Here is a 3,748-nt window from a genome sequence, read left to right on the forward strand (position 1 = left end):
CGCGTTATGGCGAGGTGAGCATAACTTGAGCCAACTGCCGAGATAGTCGGCATGACGGACGGTCGGGACGATGCCCAGCGCGGCGCAGAGAAAGGCCGAACCCATTTCGGCAATCAATTCCTCGCGGGCATAATCCTTCGATCCGAAGCTGTTGACCAGATTGCGGTTCAACCGGGACGGGTGGCCGCTGCCGTGGCAAAGTTCGTGCAGGCAGGTCCGGTAATAGTTGATTTGCTCGAAAAAGGCTGGTTGCGGCGGCACCTGCACATAGTCGTGCGCGGGCACATAATAGGCGCGATTGCCGCCGACACGGACCTCGATGCCGCTTGCCGCGATCACTTCCTCGGCGATCGGCACGATCTGGCGTTCGGGCAAGGGGGCCGGATCGGGCGCGAGGCCGGGGCGCAATCCCTCGCACTGCCCAACGTTGAACACGGTGAAGCGTTTCAGGAAGGGAATGGACTTGGCGTCGCTGCCGGTTTCGACGGCGCGCACTTTCTCGGCCTCGGGGGTGAAGCGGTCGACATAGACGACGGTGGTGCCGCGCTCGCCCTTGCGGACGCAGCCGCCTGCCTCAAGCGCCTGCTTGAAGGTAAGCCAACCCTGCGAAGGATAGCCTTGCTCGATCACCGCGCCCCACAGGATGAGGACGTTCACGCCAGAGTAACGGCGTGCGGTAAGGGCGTTGCGCGGCAGGCCGGGACTGATTGCGCTGCCATCACCATCGGGATGCCCCCAAGGCTGAACCCACGGAAAGCGGCCCGCCTCCAGTTCGGCGATGATCCGCGCCGTCACCTCGTCATAAAGGTTCGTGCGCGCCGTTTCGGACTCTGCACGGGCCTTGGCCGCGATTGGGGCTCCGCCGTTGGACGCCTTGGGTTTCCGGCCCTTACCGCGCGCGCGGACAGTCGTGGGAGAACGCATCATTTACCTCCTGCACCGCCGCAAAACCACCATGGCCTCCCCCGGAAGCGGGGGTGGGCGGCAAGATGCGAACCGAAGAGGCCCGCTTGAGCGGCGTCGGCACCCAAAGGGCCGCAACGTCAGTGGAGGAGCCGGGCGCAGCCAGGCTTGCCGGGGACGCGAGCGGGCCTAGCAGGGAGCGCCGCCCACTCCCGCGCCACCGGGAGAGGCCACCAACAGCGCCGCCGCGCGAGCGGCGACCGCAGCGCTTTCCGACGGCGAAGCCGCCGCCAACAAAAGGATCGCCCCCGGCCGGCGCGGTCGGGTCAGCGGTGCAGGGTCGGGATTCGCAGGCCAAGGCGGCACTTGTCGCCAGCCTCGCGAAACCGGTCGCACCGCCCGACCGAGAGGCCGGCGTGCCTACGGGGCCGCCATCAGGCGCCGCACCCTGGCCGGCTGCGCAGCCGTCCGGCAGTGTGCGTCCTCAGCCCCGCTCCATCAGGTCAGCGGACGCTGACCCGCGCCAGCCGATCGTCACCGCCAGGCCGAGACCCGGCGACGGGGCTCGGCGGCGAGAAGCCTGGCTTCGAGCCGTAGAGCGCGGTCGCGCCGCTTCACCGGCGCGAGGCGTTTGCTCCCCACCTAATTGCGAACCTTTCGACATCTTCTTTGCGATCCTGAAATCAGTCGTTCACCTTGCCGCCGTTTCGGAGGGAACCGACCAGTTCAAGTCCTTCAGCGCGAGAATGCATATGTCCGGTTACGCCGAAAGCTGCCGCTGCCCAAACTATCTCTCGCCCATCAACACGGCTTTCGCCGTGAGGGACAATTCCACCACGCCTGCTGCAGTGTCAGCGCCGGGCGCTAGATAATGATCGGTTGGGCTGCATTGAGGACCGCGACTGATGCCTGGACCTCCGTGTAAAGGTCTGCTTCGATACCCTGCGTATCGATCTCCACGACGAGGGCAAAGCGAGCCAGCTTCTCTCCCTCCTCCAGGATCTTCTTGGATTTCCACCATCCAGCGACAGGATGAATGGCCAGCAGATTGCGTCTGGCCAAGTCCGACGCCCTGCAGGTCAACTGGTCGATATGGAGGGAGCCGACATCGCGTCTAATGCTCCCAAAGTCCCATAGATCCTCTTCTTCGACCTGGGGGCCGACAGGTTCGACAGCCTTGCTGATGCGCGCCATGAACTGCTGGGCATTCTCTCCAGCACGATTGAGCTTGAACCGCAGATTGTGGGAGGCATAGCGATATCGCGAGCCGCGCGACGCCTCGGCCGGGTTGGGCGCAACGAACGAACTGAGCGCGACCCGTAGGGTCACATTGGCGTTGCCCAGCTTGCGTAGTTCCTCGACAGGCCATGGCAGCGTGAAGAGCCGCATCTCTTTGTGAACATCCCCGCCGGTCTGCTCGGAGAGGCCGTAAGGAACGATGGCATCCTGCACGATCAGGGTAAGAGCATTGGACGTACTGCGATGCGCCCTCTCGAGGTCAGGAACGCCGTAGCCGTAGCGCTGAAACAGGCGGGCATAGCTGCCCTTGTTGGAGTTGGCGGGCAGGTGCGACCGCATTTGCGGCGTCCATCGGGCGGACGCCACATAGAGGGCGCGAATGGTTTCGGGCCATAGCAGCGGATAGTCCGACCAGAGTTCAGTGATCTGCTTCGCCGCGATCGCTGTCGCAGCGCTTGTGTCATGCGTGAAACTGAATGAGCGTTGCGGATAGGCATGATGGGTAGTGAGAAGGGAAAGCCAGCCATGCCGCATTGGTGGAGGCGCGGCGCCGGCGGCCCAGTTTCCGCCCTCAAGAACGATGTCGGGCTTGAGCGGCCAGGTCGAAGTCCAGGATGCAGTTCGGGAGCTCGGTGAAAGGTCGCCAAAAGGTGCGACGCTGGTGAGGCCCTCATTGGGCGGAAGCATCGTCTTTTCGGTATAGGCGCCAACGCTGATGGCATTCCAGGCCTGCGCCGGCGACTCAATCTCATTTTCCGCAAGGTCGCAGGTGTCGAGATAGTGACCCGCTGCGAATGTGAAATTGTTGGTATTGCCCGCCGATATCAGGATGAGGCGGGGCACCGACAGATCGCCGGAGACGCCAGCGGCAAGCTGGTCGATTTCCGTCGACCATGATGTGGGAGCGCCGTCATGGGGCGTGTCCTCGTCGGTTGTGACCGCCATGGTGAAAGTGCGTCGACGCACAGTCTGTTCGACTATGTTGATCGCGCGGCGCGTCACCACCCCCAACAGGTGATGCGGGTTCGGGCCTCCGTCTGGTATGAGCTTCACCGATTCCAGACTATGTGAAACAGTAATTGGCATTGTCGATTGCAGATTGAGCGTCAGGTCACCAAAGAGTGAGAGCCCAGCAAGCTGGGTGCCATGGCCCTTGATGTCGTCCAGCCCCCAGGCCGGGTCAGCGACGTGACGATCGTGTGACAGGAGGACTGGTGCGATCAGCGGATGAGCGCGGCTGACACCCGTATCCAACAGAGTGACATACCCGCCATTGATGCCGCCAGCATAGGTGGTCCGCTGGACGAGATCCTGAACCCATGCAGTCTGCTCCAGCACATCCAGGGCATCGAAAAAATCGGCGGTCACCGCTGGCGCCGCAAGGGCACGCACGGAGCCAAGTCGTCTCACGGCCAGTGCAATATGGTCCCGTGTCGCGAGGCCGATGACGACGACATCTTCAGGAAATTGCAGGCGATCGGCCCCGATCTGAACCTGATATGCAGCGGCTTGGGCGATAAAGGCTTCTGCTTCGCTCGGCTCAAGCCAGATTTCCCAGTGCGTCGCGCCATTATCGGCGGGAAATTTCTCCTGAGGGCCGCGCCAC

General features: G+C 63.3%; 2 protein-coding genes. Both read right to left on the bottom strand.

The genetic code is table 11. The features are described from left to right. Window positions 1–927, bottom strand: a 927-nt coding sequence (locus IL54_RS10955) for an ArdC family protein (RefSeq protein ID WP_443210746.1), incomplete at its 3' end; no start/stop codon positions are given. Between the two features lie 840 nt (window positions 928–1,767). Beyond that, on the bottom strand, window positions 1,768–3,748 hold a 1,981-nt coding region (locus IL54_RS10960; RefSeq protein WP_081913061.1), incomplete at its 5' end, for a S8 family peptidase.

Source organism: Sphingobium sp. ba1 (genome assembly GCF_000743655.1).
In the GTDB taxonomy this organism is placed as follows: domain Bacteria; phylum Pseudomonadota; class Alphaproteobacteria; order Sphingomonadales; family Sphingomonadaceae; genus Sphingobium.